The sequence below is a fragment of the Chitinophaga sp. genome (assembly GCF_039596155.1).
GTDB lineage: Bacteria > Bacteroidota > Bacteroidia > Chitinophagales > Chitinophagaceae > Chitinophaga.
In genome coordinates this window covers 93553-110802 of sequence record NZ_JBCNKF010000021.1, presented here as the reverse complement: position 1 = coordinate 110802, position 17250 = coordinate 93553, and the positions used below count along the sequence as shown (strand labels likewise).

The following is a 17250-nucleotide window of genomic DNA, read 5'->3' as shown; positions in this document are numbered from 1 at the left end:
TGATGTCTTCGCAATCTATCCCATGGCTCGGGGAACCGGACGAAAACCGTCCGCCCCCGCTACAGCCCGGGGTGTCTTCGCAATCTATCCCACGGCTCAGGGAACCGACAAAAACTGTCCGCCCCCGCTACAGCCCCGGGTGTCTTTGCAATCTGACCACGGCAGGGGAACCGGACAAAAACTGTCCGTCCCCGCTACAGCCCGGCGTGTCCACGGCTGGGGGAACCGGACGAAAACTGTCCGCCCCCCGCTACAGCCCGGGATGTCTTTGCAATCTATCCCACGGCTCAGGGAACCGGACAAAAACTGTCCGCCCCCCGCTACAGCCCGGGATGTTCCTGCACGCAACCTTTCACGACCCGATAAAATTCGTAGCTTCAGCCCATGCAATCGCCCATCACCATCACCAGCATATCATCATTGCTCCAGCGCCTGAGTCTCCCGGCGCCCCAGCATCCGCTGATCGCACTGGTGCCTACCGGCAATATAGTTGTGAAACCCGAAGACATTGGCCGCGGTGTCATTACCTCGCTATATAAAGTCTCATTCAAAATTGATTTCAAGGGGAAAATCCCCTATGGCCGGGGTACCTACGATTTCGAAGAAGGTGGTCTCTCCTTCACAGGCCCTCACCAACTCTCCGTTCCAACCAGCGATGTAGCCGACTATGATGGATACACCCTGTTCTTCCATCCCGATTTTCTACGCGGCTATCCTTTAGCCAAAACCATACAACAATATGGTTATTTCTCTTACGCCGTAGCCGAGGCCCTTTATCTCTCCGAAAAAGAAAAGAAAATCATCGCTGCCATTTTCGATGCCATGCTGCTGGAATTAGAAAACAACATTGACCATTTCAGTCATGATGTAATGGTCTCCCAACTTGACCTATTATTAAATTATAGTAATCGTTTTTATAACCGGCAGTTCATCACCCGCAAAATCCCCCTCAACGATATTATATGTCAGATGAACACGTATATATCCGCAGTTTTTGATACGTCTTCCCACATTCCTACCGTACAGGAAGTTGCTGACCACTTGCAGCTCACCCCACGCTATTTAAGCGATATGCTCAAATCCTTAACCGGCATGGGTACGCAGCAGCACATCCATCACCAGCTCATTGAAAAAGCCAAAGAGATTCTCACTACCACCGATGCGACCATTGCAGAAATTGCATACCAGTTAGGATTCGAACATCCGCAATCTTTTAACAAATTATTCCGGCAGAAAACAAACACCTCTCCGCTCGCATTTCGAAAATCAGGCTATTAAATCTGCAAGGGATTTACTACTTTCGTTGTATCGTCACAATGCAACATTCGATTATGGATTGGAAACAACCTATCACCGTATCGCATAATCACTTGTTAGAGCAACTTACCATCAAGGAAAAAGAACAGTCAACTTTGCTCTACCTCAGTAACAAAATTGCTGCTGCTCAAAAACGGGATGAACTATGGAACGTGATCACTGATCAACTGCTTTCACTGTTTGGAGGGAAGTATTATACACTATGCCTGATCAATGAGGATGGCAAGACGCATTCCCCTTTTCTCCATACACAGGAAGGAACCATTAAAAGAAGAGTGGATGAAAGTCCCATTATGCACAAAGCACATGATATCGAAGACGGTATCTTTAATATCGCGCTTGCTGCCGAAGAACCTATCATATTTGACCTGAAAAAACTAATCCGCAATAAGAACGTGCCGCCTTACATCATCCACTGGCACAATACAGGCATCAGGGAAATGATGGTCTCTAAGATCAGCAATACCAATCAGGCCAAGGGCTTGCTATACCTGTATGCCGATGAATACGGCGCATTTTCGCCCAATCAGTTTCCGCTCCTTACCGGGATTGCTGGCATGATGGGTATGGGCATCAGCAATATTCTTGCAAATGAGAAAATAGCCCGCCAGGAGGCAGAAATTGAACAATTAAAGGGAAGCAGCATTTATGTACACCAGCAGCACCACCATGCACAACTGATCGGTTCTTCTCCTGAAATCCAAAAAATATATAAACTCATTTCCCTGGTTGCAACGGCCGAAAGTACCGTCATCATTACCGGCGAAACCGGAACGGGCAAGGAACTCGTGGCAACAGCCATCCACCAGGCATCCCCCCGTGCCCATCAGGAAATGATCCGTATCAACTGTGCTGCCATTCCTGCCAGCCTGATTGAAAGTGAATTGTTCGGTCATGAAAAAGGCAGCTTCACCGGTGCTACAGAAAAACGCATCGGGAAGTTCGAACAGGCGGATAACAGTACTATCTTTTTAGATGAAATTGGCGAACTTTCGCTGGAACTACAGGCGAAACTGCTTCGTGTATTACAGGAGCGGGAAATAGAACGGATTGGGGGCAAAGGCAGTATCCGCGTCAATGTACGTATCATTGCTGCGACTAACAGGAACCTTGAAAAGGAAGTACAGGCTGGTCGCTTCAGAAGTGATCTGTATTACCGGCTGAATGTATTCCCGGTATCCCTCCCTCCGCTGCGCCAGCGTAAGGAAGATATCCCTGTCCTGGTCAACCACTTCATTCACCGGTATGCAAAGCAAACACGCAAAAAGGTCACCAATATCAGCCAGAAGGCCCTTAATAGCCTGCTGAACTATGCATGGCCCGGAAATATCAGGGAACTGGAACACCACATTGAAAGAGCTGTATTGCTCTGCACAGGTACGACCATCAACCAGGTCAACCTGCCGGTACATCAACCTGCACAGACAACGGATAACTTCGAAATCATTCCGCTGGCTGCCATGGAACGGGAGTACATCCTCAAGGTCTTAAAGACCTGCAAGGGAAAGGTCTCCGGTCCCAATGGTGCAGCGATCATGCTGGGCTTACCTCCCACCACGCTGATTTCTAAAATGCAGAAATTAAATATCAAAAAAGAACTACTACTTGTAAGCTGACAAGTCAATGCTAATAGGTGCCAGCTGGGACTCCAGCGTACTACGCTGCGATTCCAGCCACGCCGGCAACATCAGGTGCTCTCCCAAATGCGCTGTTGGCTCGTCTACACTGAAACCCGGCAATGCCGTCGCTACTTCGAACAATACCCCACCGGGCTCCCTGAAATAAATAGATTGAAAATACTTACGATCCAGTATTGGCGTGGCATTCAATCCGATACCGGTCACCTTCTGACGGATATTTGTCTGCGCCTCACCATCCGGGGTGGTAAAGGCAATATGATGCACGGTACCACTACCGGCTAAGCCTTTCAGACTATCAGGCATGCATACCAGGTCTACATAATTCCCGGGTTTATCATTTGCTGCAAAGCGGAAACGATTGCCTTTTTCTGCAATCAGTACATGATCCAGCTGGGTAGTCAACAGCCCCGCGGTACGCTCATACCCTTCTTCCCATATTTCCACACCATAAAATCCACGAATGGAATGCGCATCACCCGGCCTGTCATCCCTGTCATTGAAGATCAGCTCCAGCCCTAATCCATCAGTGTCTTCCAGGTAAACTGCCAGCTCTCCTTCAAAGCGCTCAACCGGCGGCTTATAGGCAATACCAAAGCGTTTCAGCCTTTCCAGCCAGTAGTCCAGGGACGCAAGGGGAACAGAAAAAGCCGTAGTGTTCAACATGCCCTTTCCCTGACGGCCATGCTTCAATCCATCGTAAGGAAAGAAGGTCATAATGCTACCGGGTGTGCCTGTTTCGTCTCCATAATATAAATGATACACACTGTTTGCATCAAAATTTACGGTTTTCTTTACCAGTCTTAATCCCAGGATGCCCGCGTAGAATTCGAGGTTCTTTTGAGAACTACCGGCAATAGCTGTCACGTGGTGTATACCTGTTACAAGTTGATTTTTACTCATGGGGTGTAATTTAAATCTCACAGGAGGCAATAATAATCAAATCGATAAAATATACAACAATACCGATGAAAATACAAAGCCATCCCGGAAGGTATAATTGAGCGCCGCCAATAAAAAAGGCCTCCCAAAACGAGAGGCCTTTTACGATATCAGCAAGTTGAAAAATCTGAAGAAAAATTACCATTCACTGCCTGCAACTGATCTATCCTTATTTCTGTCTGGTCTTGCAACCGGAGCCAGTGTTTACCCTCCTTCTCATACACACTTTCAATAATACCACCCGCTCTTGTCGGTCCGTTATCATCATACAGTATGGACGCTTTCTCTTTCTTTTCAAAAAGCTCCATCACGAGCGGGTAGAATGATTCCCCTGGTAAGATTAATTTGCCTGGTTCCACGGTAATATATTTTTCATAAAGGTAAAACTATTTACGTGGATCCTATTATGAATTACCTACTTAACTTTTACCTGGTATAACTTCCGGTTCTCTTCACCCAGTTGCTGTACAGGGAATTTATCCACCTTTCTGTCGTACGTCATGAAACCATTTACTTCTCCTTCCACATCGGTAGTCTGCGTATACACAGCCGCAGAAAGTCCCAGCGGGATCAACTCAGCCAGCCGTTGTGTAAAGGTGGTATACTTCTTAAACATTTCTTCGCTACTCTTGAAAGACTGGTAGCCCCAGTTCTTATTTCCCTGCCAGGTATGACCTTCCAGTGGCAATCCCAGTCCACCAAATTCGCCTAATACCAATACCTGTTTTTTACCAAATACATCCGGCCTTGGCATTGCAGGAGCCGGGTAGTTGTGCAGGTCAATGATATGCCCCGTTTCGTAGAAGTTACCACCGCTTGCACTGTTCACTAGTCTGGTAGGATCTTTTTTCATCGTCCATTCAGTGATCTCCACCGTTTTGAACTGCCCCCATGCTTCATTGAATGGTGTCCAGACCACTATACAGGGAAAGTTGTAAGCGGCATCCATAATTGCATTCCATTCTTTACGGTAGTAACCTGCTGATTCAGGTGTACGCTCCTTGTCTGTACCATGTTCCAGCACGCCTGGCCTGTTCTCCCAGCCATTGCCCAGGTCACCACTTGGCATATCCTGCCAGAGCAGCATGCCTTTCTTATCGCAATAGGCATAGTAGGTAGCAGGTTCTAATTTGATATGCTTCCTGATCATGTTAAAGCCCATCTTCTGCAGCTGGTCAATATCATATACCATCGCTTCATAGCTGGGAGCTGTATACAAGCCGTCAGGCCACCAGCCCTGATCCAGCGGACCGTACTGGAATACAAACTCATTGTTTAGCAGCATACGCTGAATGCCATTCTGATCCGGCGCCATTGAAATCTTGCGCATTGCAAAGTAGCTTTTAACGGCGTCGATGATTTTGTTTTTACGTATAAGCGTCACCTTCAGGTCATATAAGAAAGGATGGGTAGTAGACCACAACTTCTCGTTTTGCAATGTCAGCACCGCGGTAGCAGCCGGTGCTACCTCCTGTGTGGCCAATACATTGTTACCCTCCAATACCTCTACCTTCACCTGGTCACCTGCCTGTGCTCCTTCTATATTCGTACTGACGCTGATGGTATGATGATCAATATCGGGTGTATTCCTTGTAGATGCGATATATGTTTTAGGTACAGCCTCCAGCCATACGGTCTGCCAGATGCCCGTTACAGGTGTATACCAGATCCCTTCCGGTTTATTCACCTGCTTTCCTCTTGGTTGAGGGCCATCATCGGTAGGATCCCATACACGGACAGTGATGTCCTGTTTCGCACCACTCTTCAGGAGAGCGGTGATGTTGATAGAGAACGGATCAAAGCCGCCTTCATGTTTTCCGGCACTTTTGCCATTTACGAAGACTTCGGTCTGCCAGTCAACCGCGCCAAAATGCAGCAGGATCTCCTTGCCTTTCATATTGGAAGGGATAGTGACGGACGTATTGTACCATAAAAGACTATCCTTACCCACCGTGCGTCCAACGCCGGAAAGCGCCGATTCTACGGCAAAAGGAACCAGGATACTACCTTCATACTTCGTGGGTTTTTCCTGTGACAGCGGTGTGATAGCGTAGCTCCATAAGCCATTCAGGTTTTTCCAGTTATTGTCGCGCACCAGCTGTGGACGTGGATATTCCGGTAAAGGATGATTGGGGTCTACTTTTTCCGCCCATGGTGTAACGATCCTGTCCCTGATTAAATGCCAGTTGTTCTGCTGCGCATGTGCAGCGTAACTCATGCAACCCAACATGAGTAAGGAGAATGTGAATTTTTTCATAAAATCGTGATCTGAGTAATAACGTGCATGAAATAAATGAAGGCAAAAGATATAAAATATTATGCAAAGGTGAGCCATGTTCGAAAAATCCTATTATTTCACATTTTAGTCCTTCACAGTCTGCCTGCTTGTTACGACCTTTGAACTATGGAATGACGAAGTGAATGCTCTCCAAAGGGTGGCGGCACAGCTGAAGACGCTTTCACAGGTGTGTTGCGACGCTGATGTATAAATAATCCTGCGGGCGTTTACTAACAAATGGTAGTCGCATGCACGGTGGCAATTGCTATATGACAGGACTCTGCAATCGTTTTGAATATTCTCAGGTGTCACCGGCATACCCGTGTGCAGGCAGGCCTGCGGTCCGGCCGGGAACGATCGGTACCTCTGGAGACCTCGCTTAACTGAATGGCATAAATAGTATCTATGAATCAGGAATCAATCATCTGGAACTACATCCGTTCCAATCATGTACTCAGTATCACCAGCTTCCACAACGGAGATAGCTGGGCAGCCAATATGTTCTACGCGGTAGATTATGAACGGAAAAGGCTAGTGTTCATGACCTCTGAGGTCAATACCAGACATGGGATCATGATGTTGGCAAACAGCCAGGTGGTGGGTACCATCTGCGACCAGACCCGCGATGTAGCGCAGTTGAAAGGGCTGCAATATGCCGGTATAGTGACCATTGTGGACACACAGGATGCGCAGGATATATACATGCAACAATTTCCGATGGCACAACATCACAGGGATACACTGTGGGTGCTTACTTTTACAGCGTTGAAACTGACAGACAACTCCGCTGGCTTTGGCACAAAATACACCTGGAATATTGGATAAGTTAATTATCGGTATGGGTAGCGCAACCGGTATATAATTGGGGGATAAACGTGTAACAATTTCCAATGATCAGGCATTAACAGGATACACTGTAGTTGCTTACTTCTACAGCCCTGACACTGACAGACAACTCCGCTGGCTTTGGCACAAAATACACCTGGAATATTGGATAAGCTAATTATCGGTATGGGTAGCGCAACCGGTATATAATTGGGGGATAAACGTGTAACAATTTCCAATGATCAGGCATTAACAGGATACACTGTAGTTGCTTACTTCTACAACCCTGACACTGACAGACAACTCTGCTGGTTTTGGCACAAAATACACCTGGAATATTGGATAAGTTAATTATCGGTATGGGTAGCGCAATCGGTATGCGCTACCCTCCGGTAGCTATAATACGTCAAATGCTCCTCCCTGTTATCAAGTCCTTCTATATCTGATCGTTTGACGACAAAAAGCTACCGCCATCGCACTCAATAAGACAACTACAAACAGCAGGTACGACCCTGCATAAACGCCGCTCTCTACAGAATTTCTACAGTTTTATCCGATACTTTCGCTGAAGCAGCAATCATATCATATGAAAGTATTGATTATCGAAGACGAGAAGAACCTATCAGACAGCATGTGTCAATACCTGGCAGATGAAAACTTTCTATGTGAGGTAGCAGACAATTTTGATACTGCCATGGAAAAAATATCCCTGTATGATTACATGTGCATTATCCTCGACATTAATCTACCGGGGGGTAGCGGGCTCGAGTTATTAAAAGAGTTAAAGAGAAACAATAAAAACGACGGCGTACTGATCATATCTGCCCGGAATTCCCTGGATGATAAGGTATATGGTCTCAAAGCCGGCGCCGACGATTACCTGTCCAAGCCCTTTTATCTTCCCGAATTATCTGCCCGCGTTGCGGCCATCATTCGCCGTAAGTCTTTTAATGGCAGCAATGTAATTGTATTTGAAGAACTACAACTGAACCTGGGCGAAAAAACAGCGATTGTCAATCAGCAGGTCATAGACCTTACACGAAAAGAATACGATCTCTTATTATATTTTATCAGCAACAAAAATAAGGTGATCAGCAAAAGTGCTATTGCAGAACACATCTGTGGAGATGAAATGGACCTTTCCGGCAGTTATGATTTTCTCTATAGCCACATTAAGAACCTGCGTAAAAAACTCCTGCAGTCTGGTTGTCCTGACTACATTAAGTCGGTATATGGCATGGGTTATAAATTATCCCTCTCATGAAACTACTGACCCGTTACAACCGCATCAACCTGCTTTCCACCATTGTCATCTTCTTACTATCTGGTATTGCGTTTTTCTTTGCGCTCCATTTTACTCTCCGGCAGCAGATGGATGAAGACCTTAGGATTGAACAACGGGAAATTACCAATTATGTAGCCATCCATGGTACACTTTTCACGCCCGTTGAAGTAAAAGACCAGGAAACGGAAATAGAAAAAACAAACACTCCTTATAAGAAGGAAAAGTTTAAAACAGTCAAAGTAAAACATGACGAAAGCTACCGGCAACTGTCATTTGCAATACAAGTAGGCAATGACTGGTATAATGTAGATGTACGGAAATCACTGGAAGCGACAGAACATATTACCAAAACTGTATTTGGCATTACTTTCTCCACTATATTACTGGTGCTGCTGTTGACCGTAGTCATTAACAGTACTATTCTCCGGAAACTCTGGCAACCATTTTACGCCTCCCTGAATTCTTTACAACAATTCAAGGTCAATAATCGTGAACCACTTCTATTGCCCGCCAGCACTATTGATGAATTTACTTTCATGAACAGCATCCTGGAACGCACCACCGCCAAAGCCATCCAGGATTATGAGCGGCTGAAGGAGTTTACTGAAAATGCCTCCCATGAATTACAAACGCCACTGGCAATTATCCGTTCCAAGCTGGAAATGATGATGCAGGGCGACAATCTTACAGAATACCAGTTCGGCTCCCTGCAAAGTGCCTCTGAGGCGCTCGACAGACTGGCACGCATGAACCAGTCCCTGCTACTGCTGACCAAAATAGAAAACGAACAATTTGCCTGTAAATCGCCCGTCGACCTGACGCATATCGTACAACAAAAAGCAGCACAGTTCAATGAGATCTGGCAGGATAAAGCGCTGCATATTTCGCTGGACGTCCAACCTGTACAGCTGCATACCAATAAGGAATTGATAGAGCTGTTGCTGAACAACCTGTTCAGCAATGCAACCAGGCACAACTATGAGAATGGGAATATTTATATTACACTGAGCCAGCAGGGACTTTCTATTTCAAATACAGGGCATAAAGCTCCATTGAACCGGAAACACCTGTTCCAGCGTTTCTACAATCCTTCTAACAGTAGCACCAGCAATGGGCTGGGATTGGCGGTGATTCACCAGATCTGTAATGCATCGGGGTTTAAAGTGGAATATGAGTACAGGGATGAGCTGCATGTATTCACGATTACCTTTGCTGAAACCGATCCTAAAGAATTAAACTAGTCTCACAGATAGCTACAGGCACAACCCACAGATAACCACAATTATTTCGATAAACCGACCCCAAAGAATTAAACTAGTCTCACAGATAGCTATAGGTACAACTCAATGTAACCACTATTATCTTGATAACCTGACCCCAAAGAATTAAACTAGTCTAACAGATAGCTACAGGCACAACCCACAGATAACCACAATTATTTCGATAACCTGACCCCAAAGAATTAAACTAGTCTAACAGATAGCAACAGGCACAACCCACATATAACCACAATTATTTCGATAAACCGACCCCAAAGAATTAAACTAGTCTAACAGATAGCTACAGGCACAACCCACATATAACCACAATTATCTTGATAACCCGGCCCCAAAGAATTAAACTAGTCTCACAGATAGCTACAGGTACAACCCACATATAACCACAATTATCTTGATAACCCGGCCCCAAAGAATTAAACCAGTCTCACAGATAGCTACAGGCACAACCAACATATAACCACAACTATTTTGATAAAACCTATCCCAAATCACAAAACGAGATCCTGCCAATAAATCCTACTACTAACGAATCAATACGAAAGTACCCGCCATAATCAATACCGCACCTACAATGGTTTTATAATCCAGACTTTCTTTTAGAAATATAGCAGAGAGAACAATAGCAATAGCCACACTTAATTTATCAATCGGTGCCACCTTGGAAACCGGGCCGGTAGAAAGTGCCTTAAAATAAAAGATCCAGGAAAGCCCCGTGGCCAATCCACTCAAGGTCAAAAACAACAGGTGTTTCCTTGTCAATGCCTGCAGATCCTTCACCTCCCCACCAGCAAAAACAATCCCCCACGCAATAAACAGTATTACCACGGTACGTATAGCTGTCGCCACATTACTGCTGATGCCCTGTAAGCCAAACTTGGCAAGAACGGCTGTCAGTCCTGCAAAAAGCGCCGACAGCAGTGCATAGTATCTCCACATAGCCTTTGAAATTTTCAATATTCTGGAACAGCCATCTATGGGCCCAATGATACATTCCCATACTGCAAACGATGGGATCGATAAGAACCAATAACACCTATGACCTGGTCAGACAACACATATCCATATCTCAACCGATAGCATTCATAAGAACCGATAACACCCGCTATCACATCAAACAACACGCACCTATATCACAACCGATAGATAGCATTCATGATGCACCCAACTACCTGCTGCATGAATCAAACATACCCATACCCCATATCTCAACCGATAGCATTCATAAGAACCGATAACACCCGCTATCACATCAAACAACACGCACCTATATCACAACCGATAGATAGCATTCATGATGAACCCAACTACCTGCTGCATGAATCAAACATACCCATACCCCATATCTCAACCGATAGCATTCATAAGAACCGATAACACCCGGCTATCACATCAAACAACACGCACCTATATCACAACAGATAGCTAGCATTCATGATGCACCCGGCTACCTGCTACATGAACCAAACATACCCATACCCTATACTGCAAACGATGGCATTCATAAGAACCGATAACACCCGGCTATCACGCCAAACAAAACACGCCCATACCGCAACCGATGGCATTCATAATGCCCCCCAATACCTCCTACATGCATCTACCACATCCCCACACTACAGACCACAGCAATAACAATGCCTCCAAACATAAGATAACGTACACGGGTACCATCCATAAAATAAAAGTATAGGTCAATTCTGGATAAATTCTGATATTTGCGCACAGAGCATCCCCTAAATAAGAAAACCCTCAATTCAAGCTAATAATGCAACAGTCAATGTCCCCAAGATTCAAAGTAGGCGTAATCGAAGAAGATACGAATTACCGCCATGAACTTGTCCTAAACATTTCACGTCATACAGACCTTTCCGTATGTTTACACACCGCAACTACCGCAGCTGCCCAAAGTTTTATGCAGCTGCAACCACACTTACTATTATTAGGTATGTCCGCCACCTCCCAACAACGGGTGGAAGACATCCAATTGCTGAAGGCATTACAGCCAGCTATGCTGCTCGTAGTAATGACACCTGACGAAGATCCACAGGTGATTCAAAAAGCCTTTGAAAAAGGCGCAGACGGCTACCTGCTCAAAACAGACATGTTCCACAACATCACCCGCAAACTGGTGCATATGCTGGAATATGATCAACCCGTAGTGAGTCAACAGCTCTTCAGGTACATGCTCTACCGTAACAAACCTGAAAAACCAGTGCAATCAAATAACCTGACAAAAAAAGAAAGGGAAATCACAGACCTTGTACTGGAAGGATTACCCTATAAAACCATCGCAGCAAACCTGAACTTAAGTCTAAATACTATTCAATACCACATGAAAAATATATTTTTCAAACTTGGTATTAAAACCAAAGCAGAACTCTTCAGGATGTTTTATCATTAGATAATTACATATTTTTCAAACCTAATAAAACCGATGGTAGGATATCCTGAGGATGTTCTACCATTGGTTTATTACCTATATTTCAAACTTAGTAAGATCTAAGCAGCGCATAAGACCATCACACGAACTAACTTTTTACTTTACTCCATACCTCCCCACGTAAAACCTCCACAGCCCATGCTACCATTATACGAACTACCCCCCAATCCCCCTTACCAACACCTCCCCTTGCAAAACCTCCACAGCCCATGCTACCATTATACAAACTACCACCTAATCCCCCTTACCAACACCTCCCACATAAAACACCCATCCCCTCCCCACCTAAAAATGTAGGTTTTTGTTTTTAAAAAATTATCTCTACATTGTAGAAGTGTCATTTGTACATCTATTATTCCATGTTATAACGCACAATAACAAACTATGCCCAGACTCGCCATCGGGCAGATGGACGATATTCAACTGTAACCAATTCATCAATTAAATTGAATTCCCTTATGACAAACAGCCAGCTGCGCCTGACCCGGCGCAAAACTCCTATTTTACTACTGCTGCTGCTCTTCCCTTTTCTGGCCGTCGCCCAGAAAAAGATCACCGGCCAGGTCACCGACGCTGAAACAAATAACCCGGTATTCAAAGCAGCCGTCATGATCAAAGGCACTCAAAAAGGTACCTACACGGACGAAAAAGGCCGGTATTCCATCGACGCCCCCGCAGGCAGCACCCTGCTCATCACCTCCATGGAATACGAACAGTCAGAACTGCCCGTTGGCGACAATGCCACCATCAACGTCACGCTCAAACCCAAAGTATCCGGCCTCAACGAAGTCGTAGTGATCGGATACGGAACAGTGAAAAAGAAAGACCTTACCGGCGCCATCGCCTCCCTCAAAGGCGCTGACCTCAAAACAGAAGGTGTCAGCAACATCGGTCGCTCCCTGCAGGGCAAACTCCCCGGCGTGACCGTGGAATCTGCCGGTGGCGATCCCGGCGCAGGCGTACGTATCCTCATCAGAGGTGTCGGTACCCTGAACAATGCCAACCCGCTCTACCTGGTAGACGGCGTACAGGTGGCAAATATCAATAACATCGCCCCCGGTGACATCGAAAGCATGGATGTGCTCAAAGATGCCTCGGCCGCTGCCATCTATGGCTCCAGAGCCGCAAACGGGGTCGTACTGGTTACCACCAGAAATGGTAAAGCCGGCAAACCTGTCTTCAATTTCAGAACCAACCTCGGTGCCCAGAAACTGGCCAAAAAATATGAAGTGCTCAATGCACAGGAATGGGCGACCGTGAGCAATGCGGCACATGACGCAGGTAATGGCGGTGCCGGCCTTCCAAGACTCGATATCGCCGCCAACCCCGCTGCATTGGGCGCGGGTACCGACTGGCAGGATGCGATTTACAGAACAGCCCCCATTCAGCAATACTACCTCAGCGTATCCGGTGGCTCCGACTACTCCCGCTATAGCGTATCCGGCGAATACACTGACCAGAGAGGTATAGTAGACATGACCGGCTATAAACGATACGGCGTTCGTGCAAAAACAGAATCCACCAAAGGCATCATCAAATTTGGACAGACCTTCCTCGCTACCCGCGAAAAATGGAACCAGATGAGCACCGGCTGGGGCGGACAGGGTGGTAACGCCGTCGGCTCCGCTATGAAGATGATCCCAGTGTACAAAATTTACGACTCCAGCGCCATTGGTGGTTATAGCGGCGCTTCCGGCTCCGTGGTGAATATTCCGAACCCCGTTGCCCTGCTGCACCTCGAAGATGTCAGCTACGAACTTACTTCCTTCCTGGCAAACGCCTATGCGGAAGTAGCCCTTCGTCCTTACCTGAAGTACCGGTTCAACCTCGGCTATACCACCTCCTTCGGTACTACTGACGACTATACACGCCGCCATGAAGTAGGCAACCTCTTCATTCAGCCGACCAACGACATGAGCCGTGTTCAGGAAAGAAATCAACTGGTTCTGCTGGAAAATACCCTGAACTTCAACAAGGATTATGGTAAACATTCCATCCAGGCACTGGTAGGTTATAGCTACCAAAAGACCCGGTACAACTACAACCGGATGGCTAAGACCAACCTCCCCGACGGTATCAAGGAACTGGATGCAGCTTCAGGTACCGCTACCGTGGGCGGCAACAGTATCGAAAGCGTACTCCTCTCTACGTTAGGACGGGTGATCTATGCATACGATAACCGCTACCTGCTCACCGCCAGCTTCCGCCGTGATGGCTCTTCCCGCTTTGCATCGTCCAACCGCTACGGTAACTTCCCTTCTGTAGCTGTGGGCTGGAACATCAACAATGAACACTTCTGGAACGTAGATCCGAAAACAATCTCTTCCCTGAAACTGAGAGCCAGCTATGGTATACTCGGTAACCAGGAAATAGGCGATTACCAGTATAGTGCTGCTATTGCATCCAACATCAACTACGTGATCGGCGATGCACAACAGAAATGGTTTGGCGCCATCCAGACGGCCTACTCCTCTCCCAACATCAAATGGGAAAATACCGCCACTACAAACGTCGGCGTGGATATCAGTTTCCTGAAAGGAGCCCTGAATGCCAGCTTTGATTACTTCTACAAGAAAACTACCGATGTATTGCTGAATGTACCGATCCCCGGGTCTGCCGGCTCTTCCACTTCCCCGGTAGTCAACGCCGGTACCATCCAGAACAAAGGATTTGAACTCGGCATGAACTACACCAACCATATCGGCGTATTAAACTACAATGTATATGGTACCCTCTCTGCTGTGCGGAACAAGGTGATCGAACTGGGGACAGGTACACAACAGATCTTTGGTGGTCAGCCTACCCACCACGGCGCTTCTTCTACCCTGACGGAAGCAGGTGGCGAGGTCACTGGTTTCTATCTCATCAAGGCAGAAGGTATCTTCCAGTCACAAGACGAAATCAATGCCTACAAAGACAAAAATGGCAACCTGATACAACCATATGCCAGACCCGGTGATATCAGGTTTCTGGATGCCAATGGCGATGGTATCATCAGCAGCGCCGACCGGGTGCACATGGGTAGCCCATTCCCTAAGTTTGAATATGGTATCGGATTCAATCTGTCCGCTTATCATTTCGACCTGAATGTATACATGCAGGGTGTGTCCGGCAACAAGATCTACAATGGTGTAAGACAGGATATGGAAGGCATGAACCTGGAATACAACTATGCTAAAACCACACTGCAGGCATGGACGCCGGAGCATCATACCAATATGCCAAGAGCAGTGATCGACGATCCTAACCTGAACTCACAGACATCCTCCCGTTTCCTGGAGAGCGGGTCCTACTTCAGGATGAAGACCCTGCAACTGGGGTATACTTTACCTGAAAGTGTGAATGCTACCCTGCACACAAATTCCCTGAGGGCGTATATCAGTGCAGACAATTTGTTTACCGTCACAAAATATAGTGGTTTCAACCCAGACCTTGGCCGTACCGGTACCATCCTTGACAGGGGCGTAGACTATGGCCACGTGGCATATCCACTGGCCCGCGTACTGTCTGCCGGCATCCAGTTATCCTTCTAATTCATCTAAACAACGACACCATTATGAAAAAGCTACAATATATTCTTCTTGCAGGCGTGCTGCTGGCCAGCTGCTCGAAGAGCTCACTGGAACTGACAAATCCCAATCAGATCACCTCTGAAACTTACTGGAGAAATGAAGACGATGTAAAAAGTGCGCTGGCCGCTACTTATGCGCTTTTCAAAAATGTCGACGGCGGCTTCTGGGGAGTAAGAGGTATCGAACTTTCCAATGGCAGGGGCGATGACTTCTTCATCCGCAATGACGTAAGTTACCTCTACCAGTTGTCTACCTTCACTAATACGCCTGATAATTCAGCTTCTACCAATGTATGGAACATCGCGTACCGTGCCATTTTCAGGGCCAACCAGATCATGGCCAATATCGATAAGGTCAGTGGGCTGAGCGATGCGGCAAAGAGTGCCTACATGGCAGAAGCCAAATTCCTGAGAGGACTGAATGAATACATTCTGGTGATCAACTTTGGCGACGTACCTCTACGTACCACCATTCCTGCATCTACCGCAGAATATTTTGTACCCAAATCTCCCGCCACGGAAGTATGGGCACAGGTCATCAAAGACTTCACCGAAGCGGCGGCAGGTCTGCCACTGAGTTATGACGCCAGCAATACAGGCCGCGCTACCAAAGGCGCAGCATTAGGCTTTCTCGGTAAATCGTACGTATACACAAAAGACTGGGCCAACGCAGAGGCGACATTAAAACAACTCACAGCCGCTCCGTATACATACCAGCTGATGACCAACTATGGCGACAACTTCGTAGCTGCCCACGATAACAATGTAGAGTCACTATTTGAAATTCAGCTGGCAGACGTAGGCGGTACTAATCCATGGGCAGGTGAAAATGCCAACGAAAGCCTGGGTGTCACTACCGCACAGGAATTTGCCCCGGCAGAAGCCAGTGGATGGTTTGAAGTAGCACCTACAGATAAACTCTTCAATGAGTTTCAGAATGAGAAAACAACCAGTGGAGACTTCGATCCGAGAATGTATGCGACACTGTTCTGGAACTACCCGGGAGCTACTTTCTATCAAAAACCATTTTCTGCATATACCCTGCCATTCGGATTTAAGTCGTATTATAAGAAATACCAGAACTATACGCAGGCAAATGAGTTGACCGGCAGTAGTGGTGCGTCCGACTACCAGTCCGATATCAATGAAAAAGCCCTCCGCTATGCAGATGTATTGTTATTGCTGGCAGAGAGTGTAACGATGCAGGGCAGGCCGCAGGATGCGTATACTTATGTCACAGCCATCAGGAACCGTGCAGGTCTGCCGGCCCTGACCGCAGGCCTGGACCAGACTGCGATGATGAAGGAGATCAGGCACCAGCGCTTCCTGGAGTTTGCAAGAGAAGGCCAGCGCTTTTATGATTTACAACGCTGGGGATTGCTGAAAGAGGAGATAACGAATAGTGATAAGGTGGGTAAATTGTACTTTGTGACACCTAAGCATGATTTCTTCCCCATCCCGCAGGATGAGGTGAATTCTAATCCACAGATGAAACAAAACAGTAACTGGTAATTTTTGAAAATATTGTAATTATAAAAAGGGGCCTGTATCCATAGAAAGATACAGGCCCCTTTCTTTCAGGTTATTTTCAAGGGCTTTATCGAATGGCCGCTTCATGAAGGTTTCAGTTGTAATAACCCTATTCCCCACATCCGGCAGCAGGCACCAATTTTGA

Annotated in this window: 12 protein-coding genes; 8 read left to right on the top strand and 4 right to left on the bottom strand. The window is 46.6% G+C overall.

Going from position 1 to position 17250, the window contains the following annotated elements; translation table 11 throughout:
- Nucleotides 1–384 precede the first annotated feature (384 nt).
- Both ABDW33_RS20155 and ABDW33_RS20150 read left to right on the top strand, forming a co-directional pair.
- On the top strand, nt 385–1278 hold the full coding sequence (locus tag ABDW33_RS20155; RefSeq protein WP_343691897.1) for a helix-turn-helix transcriptional regulator: 894 nt from the start codon (nt 385–387) through the stop codon (nt 1276–1278).
- Nucleotides 1279–1331: 53 nt separating this feature from the next.
- Nucleotides 1332–2933, top strand: coding sequence for a sigma-54 dependent transcriptional regulator (locus ABDW33_RS20150; protein WP_343691896.1), 1602 nt, complete (start codon nt 1332–1334; stop codon nt 2931–2933).
- Here ABDW33_RS20150 and ABDW33_RS20145 read toward each other — a convergent pair.
- The 3 genes from ABDW33_RS20145 to ABDW33_RS20135 all read right to left on the bottom strand — a co-directional run bounded on the left by ABDW33_RS20145 (nt 2919) and on the right by ABDW33_RS20135 (nt 6153).
- Nucleotides 2919–3857: a VOC family protein gene (locus ABDW33_RS20145; protein WP_343691895.1), complete on the bottom strand. Its 939-nt coding sequence runs from the start codon at nt 3855–3857 to the stop codon at nt 2919–2921. The genes ABDW33_RS20150 and ABDW33_RS20145 overlap by 15 nt on opposite strands.
- 149 nt (nt 3858–4006) lie before the next feature.
- Nucleotides 4007–4255, bottom strand: a complete 249-nt coding sequence (locus tag ABDW33_RS20140) for a hypothetical protein (RefSeq protein ID WP_343691894.1) — start codon at nt 4253–4255, stop codon at nt 4007–4009.
- A gap of 56 nt (nt 4256–4311) precedes the next feature.
- Nucleotides 4312–6153 (bottom strand): sugar-binding domain-containing protein, encoded by a 1842-nt coding sequence (locus ABDW33_RS20135; RefSeq protein WP_343691893.1) that lies wholly within the window; start codon nt 6151–6153, stop codon nt 4312–4314.
- Between the two features lie 426 nt (nt 6154–6579).
- Between ABDW33_RS20135 and ABDW33_RS20130 the strand changes: the two genes are divergently transcribed.
- The 3 genes from ABDW33_RS20130 (at nt 6580) to ABDW33_RS20120 (ending at nt 9525) form a co-directional block, all read left to right on the top strand.
- Nucleotides 6580–6999 (top strand): hypothetical protein, encoded by a 420-nt coding sequence (locus ABDW33_RS20130; protein WP_343691892.1) that lies wholly within the window; start codon nt 6580–6582, stop codon nt 6997–6999.
- A gap of 586 nt (nt 7000–7585) precedes the next feature.
- Nucleotides 7586–8263 carry a response regulator transcription factor gene (locus ABDW33_RS20125; RefSeq protein ID WP_343691891.1) on the top strand — a complete coding sequence of 226 codons (678 nt, stop codon included), beginning with the start codon at nt 7586–7588 and terminating at the stop codon, nt 8261–8263.
- Entirely contained in the window at nt 8260–9525 is a 1266-nt protein-coding gene (locus tag ABDW33_RS20120; RefSeq protein ID WP_343691890.1) for a HAMP domain-containing sensor histidine kinase, read from the top strand. The genes ABDW33_RS20125 and ABDW33_RS20120 overlap by 4 nt, the downstream gene beginning before the upstream one ends.
- Nucleotides 9526–10086: 561 nt before the next feature.
- On the opposite strand, the gene ABDW33_RS20115 is transcribed toward ABDW33_RS20120, so the two are convergent.
- Nucleotides 10087–10500, bottom strand: a complete 414-nt coding sequence (locus tag ABDW33_RS20115; protein ID WP_343691889.1) for an EamA family transporter — start codon at nt 10498–10500, stop codon at nt 10087–10089.
- Nucleotides 10501–11341: 841 nt separating this feature from the next.
- On the opposite strand from ABDW33_RS20115, the gene ABDW33_RS20110 reads away from it, so the two are divergent.
- From ABDW33_RS20110 to ABDW33_RS20100, 3 genes are all read left to right on the top strand, one after another.
- Entirely contained in the window at nt 11342–11965 is a 624-nt protein-coding gene (locus tag ABDW33_RS20110) for a response regulator transcription factor (RefSeq protein WP_343691888.1), read from the top strand.
- A 497-nt stretch (nt 11966–12462) separates the two neighbouring features.
- The gene (locus tag ABDW33_RS20105) at nt 12463–15537 is read left to right on the top strand and encodes a TonB-dependent receptor (RefSeq protein WP_343691887.1); all 3075 of its coding nucleotides are present in this window, start codon (nt 12463–12465) and stop codon (nt 15535–15537) included.
- A 23-nt stretch (nt 15538–15560) separates the two neighbouring features.
- A complete protein-coding gene (locus ABDW33_RS20100; protein WP_343691886.1) occupies nt 15561–17087 on the top strand; it encodes a RagB/SusD family nutrient uptake outer membrane protein in 1527 nt (508 codons plus the stop codon).
- Nucleotides 17088–17250 lie beyond the last annotated feature (163 nt).

Excerpts from the sequence above, each read along its gene's own strand:
- ABDW33_RS20155 (WP_343691897.1), top strand. The coding sequence starts at position 385 with ATGCAATCGCCCATCACCATCACCAGCATATCATCATTGCTCCAGCGC.
- ABDW33_RS20150 (WP_343691896.1), top strand. The coding sequence starts at position 1,332 with ATGGATTGGAAACAACCTATCACCGTATCGCATAATCACTTGTTAGAG.
- ABDW33_RS20145 (WP_343691895.1), bottom strand. The coding sequence starts at position 3,857 with ATGAGTAAAAATCAACTTGTAACAGGTATACACCACGTGACAGCTATT.
- ABDW33_RS20135 (WP_343691893.1), bottom strand. The coding sequence starts at position 6,153 with ATGAAAAAATTCACATTCTCCTTACTCATGTTGGGTTGCATGAGTTAC.
- ABDW33_RS20130 (WP_343691892.1), top strand. The coding sequence starts at position 6,580 with ATGAATCAGGAATCAATCATCTGGAACTACATCCGTTCCAATCATGTA.
- ABDW33_RS20125 (WP_343691891.1), top strand. The coding sequence starts at position 7,586 with ATGAAAGTATTGATTATCGAAGACGAGAAGAACCTATCAGACAGCATG.
- ABDW33_RS20120 (WP_343691890.1), top strand. The coding sequence starts at position 8,260 with ATGAAACTACTGACCCGTTACAACCGCATCAACCTGCTTTCCACCATT.
- ABDW33_RS20115 (WP_343691889.1), bottom strand. The coding sequence starts at position 10,500 with ATGTGGAGATACTATGCACTGCTGTCGGCGCTTTTTGCAGGACTGACA.
- ABDW33_RS20110 (WP_343691888.1), top strand. The coding sequence starts at position 11,342 with ATGTCCCCAAGATTCAAAGTAGGCGTAATCGAAGAAGATACGAATTAC.
- ABDW33_RS20105 (WP_343691887.1), top strand. The coding sequence starts at position 12,463 with ATGACAAACAGCCAGCTGCGCCTGACCCGGCGCAAAACTCCTATTTTA.
- ABDW33_RS20100 (WP_343691886.1), top strand. The coding sequence starts at position 15,561 with ATGAAAAAGCTACAATATATTCTTCTTGCAGGCGTGCTGCTGGCCAGC.